Here is a 4,945-nt window from a genome sequence, read left to right as displayed (position 1 = left end):
CAAGGGCTTTCCTTTTTCATTGCCCACCAGCACCTGTAGGCTGTCGAGGGGCAGGTCGGCAGACAGATCGGCAAAGTTGGGGTAGCGGATCACCGGCATCAGGCTCAGCTCGTAGCGGCCCGTTCTGGGGTTGAGCTGGTGTACCTGGATGGTCATGTCGCTGATGTTGGGGCCAAGGGCGGATCCCTTGTGGCGTCCGGTATCTTCCCAGGTGATGTTGACGATATCCAGCCCATACTGCTTTGCCAAGGCTCGCGCTTGCGGATCCCAGGTCATGGAGATCGTCTGGTCAATCACCTGCCTGTAGGCCAAGTACTCTGCCCACTCTGAAGGCGAGGGGGAAGAAAGGGACTGGTGGAGGGGAAAATCCATAGGGGTTGCCTGAGAAGTAGACACCATCGGCGGAGCGGCCAGGGAAATGCCCACCCAGCTCAGTGAACTCAGCAGCCAGGGGATGGGGGCGCGCATAGCAATATTCCTGAGGATTGGAAATTGGGGGACTATACCCTGACAATAGCTCCCAAAAGGGGAGAGGGTGTGGCGGTTTCACTTTTGGCAACCCCATGCTTTTGCCGGGATCCCAGGCCGCCTGGGCTACGATAAAAAGCTGTAGCACCCTTTCGAAATATTCCAGATCATGGCCAGTATTCGCCGGGATCCCGAGGTCAACGCTTCTGTAACTTCAACTTCTCCAGAGCCTCAGGCGCAGGTTCAGCCCTTGCCGCTGCATGTTATGTTCCGCCTGGGCCTGTTTCAGATGGGCTTGGGAATGATGTCGTTGCTCACTTTGGGAGTGCTGAACCGTGTCATGATCGATACAGAGCTGCTGGCCATCCCGGCCACAGTGGTGGGGGGATCCCTGGCCATGCACCAGTTGGTCTCCCCGGCTCGGGTTTGGTTTGGGCAGCTCTCGGATGCCAAGCCCCTGTTTGGCCTGCATCGCACCGGCTATGTGCGTCTGGGATCGGTGCTGTTTGCGGTCTGCATCTTCCTGGGGGTGCAGGTGGTATGGGGTTTGGGGGATAGCTTTGCGGCTACGGGCTGGTCTGGAGCCACCTATGGCTGGATAGGCTTGGCCTGTTTGATGTTTGCCCTTTATGGTCTCTGCCTCAGCGCCTGCTCCACGCCTTTTGCGGCTCTGCTGGTGGATGTGTCAGAGGAGGACAACCGCTCTAAGTTGGTGGGGATCGTCTGGTCTATGTTGATGGTGGGGATTGCCGGCGGGGCCATTGGCTCGGCAGTTCTGCTGCGGGGCTTGGATCCGGACAACCTGCAGAGCACCATTAATCGCCTCTTCATCATCATTCCAGCCGTGGTGATCCTGCTGGGGGTGATCGCCACCTGGGGGGTGGAAAAGCGCTATTCCCGCTACGGATCCCGTTCCACCTTGGCCGGACGAGAAGACCAAATCACCCTGGGTACGGCCATCAAGGTGCTGACCGCCAGCCGCCAAACCCTGATCTTTTTCGGCTTCTTGGTGTTGATGACCATGGGCCTGTTTATCCAACAGCCGATCCTAGAACCCTACGGCGGCGAGGTGTTTGGCATGACGGTGGCCCAGAGCACCCAGCTCAATGCCTTTTGGAGCCTGGGTATTTTGGCAGGGATTGTGCTGACCGGATTTTTCATTGTGCCCAAGCTGGGCAAACAGACAACGGCCCGTCTGGGCTGTCTGCTGGTGGCCATCTCTTTTGGGCTGACCATTGCCTCAGGGTTTACAGGCAATCCACGGCTGCTGCAGCTGTGCATGATCCTGTTTGGTTTGGCTTCTGGGATCACCACCAATGGCGCCATTAGCCTCATGTTGGACTTGACGGCAGCGGAGACGGCAGGCACCTTTATCGGGGCTTGGGGTCTGGCCCAGGCCATGTCCCAGGCGGTTTCCACCTTGCTCGGCGGGGCTTTGCTCGATCTGGGGCGCATTCTCTTCCCCACTTCTTCAGTGCTTGCCTATGCCACCGTCTTTGGGGTGGAGGCAGCGGTGATGTTGCTGGCCGTGTATTTGCTGGGACGGGTGAGCGTGGCCGAGTTTCGCGAAAAGACCAACCGTGCGCTGACCCAGGTGTTGGCTCTGGAGCTGGAGGGCTAGCAACGCGGGGCCGACTCGTAGTGGGGGCAGCCCTGACAGGGCCCGCTGGGGTTGACGGCACAACGCAGCAAGGGCGAGTGAGCATTAAACCGACAGGAGGGATCCCCCAGGCAATTCCCTGCTTCCTGCGGTGGGTTTACCGAACGCACCAGGGCGCGGATCCCACACAGGTGGTATTTGCCTTGCCGGAGCCGGTAGGAATGACGCTTTTCCAGAACCAGGTAGTGCTGCTCTGCCAGTTGGACGTAGGTGCCCGGATGGGGACTGCTCTCCCAAGGGCATTCTTCCACCACCTCTCCCGAATCCGCGTCGATCCACTGAATGGGCAAGGTCGGGTTGGGGGAAGACATAAGGTTCCAACGGAGCCAGTTTAGGGCAGCAGACTACAGGATGATGGGCTTGGTTTGACCCATGATAAGACCTGGGCAGCTTTTTCCGGCAACACTGACTAATGTTCCTAATGTTCTCTCTTCTGTGACTTGGATCCCGCTGATTTACAGAACTTCTACAAAGTCAAGCCCAGAAAAAGCTGTATTTAGAAAGCTGTATTCAGTGTAATGGAGTAATGGATTTTCCGCAGCGGGCGGAGAACGGGATAGGTTGGGCCTGCGGCGGCGAAAAGACGGATGCTTGGACTAGCTGTTGGAATGGGCTTGGCGGGCCAGTTGGGTGAGAAAGGCCAGAGGATGACGGTTTTGGAGCTGCTGCCTAATCCGCTCTTGCAGGATTTCCTCTTGCCAGGGATCCCCGGAAGACAGCCACTCTAGGTAACTGAGCCCCGCCACCCGCGTCAGGTAGGCCCCCGTCACTGCCTGCAGGGGGATCCCCATCACCATCAAGGGGCTGGCCTTGAGCAGAGAGCCCAAAGCCTGAGTAGCCAGCTCCAGCCCCCCCAGTTGCACCACCATTTGCGCCAAACTCTGGGCAATTTGCTGGGCCCGGCGCAAGGTAATGCGTCGGTCAAACACCTGGTGCAGTTCCCCAATCATGCGCGCCTGAATGGCTACTCCTGCCAGCACATCCAAAGCAGGAAGAGGGTTTGCCGCCAGGGCAGCAGCGGTGGCCCACTGCATCCGTTCCACGATCTGGCGACCCTGTTGGCGACGTTCTTCTTGGAGGGCCTGCTGGACGGCTTCGCTGAGAGTTCGGGTTTGCAACAAGGCATTGGCCAAGCGCAGGTGGGATCCCTTCTGCTGCAGCAGTTGAGCCATCTGTTGAATGAGGGCCTCTGTCTCGGGGGGCTGCGGCTCCCAAGTTTCCCGCACAGAGCCATCTTCGGAGTAGTAGCGAACCTTCAGGGGTTCTGGATCGGCGGCGATGGCCACCACCTGTTCGGCGGGGATCACACCGGCAGTGCGCCGGCGCAAATGGGTCAAGATGGTCTCCACATCCTCCGGCAGCATCTGATCGGTTTTGTTGAGGGCCAGGATGGTGGATTTGCCCAGCCGGGCCAGCTCCAGCATTTCGGCATATTCCGAAGCCAGCAGATCCCCGGCCACCACCAAGATTAGCAGATCCGCCTTCTGGGCCAGGGCGCGGGCTTCCGCTTCACCTGCTCCCCCAATCGTCAGCAGCCCAGGTGTGTCGGTAAGGGAAATGGGGCCGTTCCAGCCCTCCAATTGGTAGGTGTGGATGGATCCCTGCTGGGTGGTGCCCAGGGTGGGGGCTGTTTCGCCCACCGGTCGGCCCATCAAGGCATTGATCAACGAGGTCTTGCCGGCGGAACTGGTGCCGAACACCACCAGATGCAATTCCTCCTGGTTAAGCCGCTGATTGATCTCTTGCAGCTTGGCACGCAGGGCACGGCGACTGATGTCATTCTGCAGCTTCTGGATCAGGCGATCGGCATCTTCCAGATCGGCTTGCACCTGATTCCGAGTTAACTTAACCCGCCGCAGCGGTTGTGTCCGCTGGTTTGGAGTACTTTGCCGTCGGCCAGCCTGCTGCCACCAATGGCGCGCTGCCAGACCTGCTGCTGCTGTCCCTCCCAGGATCCCGGCCACTGCCAGATCCGCCAGCGGCAACGAATGGGGGGCGATAAAGCTATAGATCCCGCTAACCCATTGCAGATATTGGCTCAGGGCCGCCAAACCCAGCCCTGCCCACAACCACACCCAAGTGGAGCGCGACAGCACCATCCCAACCCACAGCCTGCCCAGATCTCCAGATCAAAAAGCCAAAATCGACCGGTCATCCCAGAGGACAGCCCCCGCTGTCAACTGAATCTGCAACCGCTTCTCCAGCATAGGGCTTGCTGTAGCTGAGCATACAATTTTGTCAAGAGTTTTGCTGGGGATCAGCCACCCGCAAGTAAAAGAGGAAGGGGAAGCAGGAAGTCAAAAACACCCTCAGCTCAACCGGCCAAATGAGCCAGGGATCCCCTCTCCCAAAATCGCCGGCGGCTCCAGCGGTGCCGGCAAAAACTCGCCCCCGCGATAATCCAAGAGCTGTGCCAGCAGCAAGTAGCCCACCCCCAGAGCAATGGCCAGGATCCCTGTAACGATTGCTACCCACTTAGGCCGCTCCACGCTGAATCTCCCCAATAAAGTGCTGGATCTCGATGCTTCTATGATGCCCGAAGTGGTGGCCCAATTCCTAACGCGGCGGGATCAAGACGGCGTCGATGACGTGGATGATGCCGTTGGCAGCTCGAATATCGGCGGTCAAAAGCCTTTCTCTCACGGGTGGCCCTAGAGTAGAGCAGAGAGCACCTTGGCGCAGAAACAGCTGCCGTAAAGTTCGGTATCCTGGGGCTGTGATTGCTGGAGAGGAGAAAGGCCGTCAAGTACCCCCATTCTTAGCTGGGGGCTTGTGGGAGTAGGGCCTAGCCAGCCTGAAACCCCAAGGGCAAGGAAA

At 58.9% G+C, this 4,945-nt stretch carries 5 protein-coding genes and 1 pseudogene; 1 reads left to right on the top strand and 5 read right to left on the bottom strand.

Going from position 1 to position 4,945, the window contains the following annotated elements; translation table 11 throughout:
* Positions 1 to 468 (bottom strand): annotated as a pseudogene (locus tag NW856_RS13665) (hypothetical protein); the annotation flags it as partial.
* 169 nt (positions 469 to 637) lie between these two features.
* On the opposite strand from NW856_RS13665, the gene NW856_RS13660 reads away from it, so the two are divergent.
* Positions 638 to 2,089, top strand: a complete 1,452-nt coding sequence (locus NW856_RS13660) for a BCD family MFS transporter (protein ID WP_414400692.1) — start codon at positions 638 to 640, stop codon at positions 2,087 to 2,089.
* Here the strand turns inward: NW856_RS13660 and NW856_RS13655 are convergent.
* The 4 genes from NW856_RS13655 to NW856_RS13640 all read right to left on the bottom strand — a co-directional run bounded on the left by NW856_RS13655 (position 2,086) and on the right by NW856_RS13640 (position 4,771).
* Positions 2,086 to 2,439, bottom strand: coding sequence for a DUF6464 family protein (locus NW856_RS13655; protein ID WP_414400691.1), 354 nt, complete (start codon positions 2,437 to 2,439; stop codon positions 2,086 to 2,088). The genes NW856_RS13660 and NW856_RS13655 overlap by 4 nt on opposite strands.
* Before the next feature lie 285 nt (positions 2,440 to 2,724).
* Positions 2,725 to 4,227 carry a DUF697 domain-containing protein gene (locus tag NW856_RS13650; RefSeq protein ID WP_414400690.1) on the bottom strand — a complete coding sequence of 501 codons (1,503 nt, stop codon included), beginning with the start codon at positions 4,225 to 4,227 and terminating at the stop codon, positions 2,725 to 2,727.
* Positions 4,228 to 4,437: 210 nt separating this feature from the next.
* Positions 4,438 to 4,617: a hypothetical protein gene (locus tag NW856_RS13645; protein WP_414400689.1), complete on the bottom strand. Its 180-nt coding sequence runs from the start codon at positions 4,615 to 4,617 to the stop codon at positions 4,438 to 4,440.
* Between the two features lie 67 nt (positions 4,618 to 4,684).
* A complete protein-coding gene (locus tag NW856_RS13640; RefSeq protein WP_414400693.1) occupies positions 4,685 to 4,771 on the bottom strand; it encodes a fasciclin domain-containing protein in 87 nt (28 codons plus the stop codon).
* Positions 4,772 to 4,945 lie beyond the last annotated feature (174 nt).

This window comes from Synechococcus sp. R3-13, from assembly GCF_047462195.1.
In the GTDB taxonomy this organism is placed as follows: Bacteria; Cyanobacteriota; Cyanobacteriia; order Thermostichales; family Thermostichaceae; genus Thermostichus.
This window is presented reverse-complemented; position numbering and strand designations above follow the sequence as displayed.

Bases quoted from the DNA above. Each gene is read 5' to 3' on its own strand.
- NW856_RS13655 (WP_414400691.1), bottom strand. From the start codon at position 2,439: ATGTCTTCCCCCAACCCGACCTTGCCCATTCAGTGGATCGACGCGGAT.
- NW856_RS13660 (WP_414400692.1), top strand. From the start codon at position 638: ATGGCCAGTATTCGCCGGGATCCCGAGGTCAACGCTTCTGTAACTTCA.
- NW856_RS13650 (WP_414400690.1), bottom strand. From the start codon at position 4,227: ATGGTGCTGTCGCGCTCCACTTGGGTGTGGTTGTGGGCAGGGCTGGGT.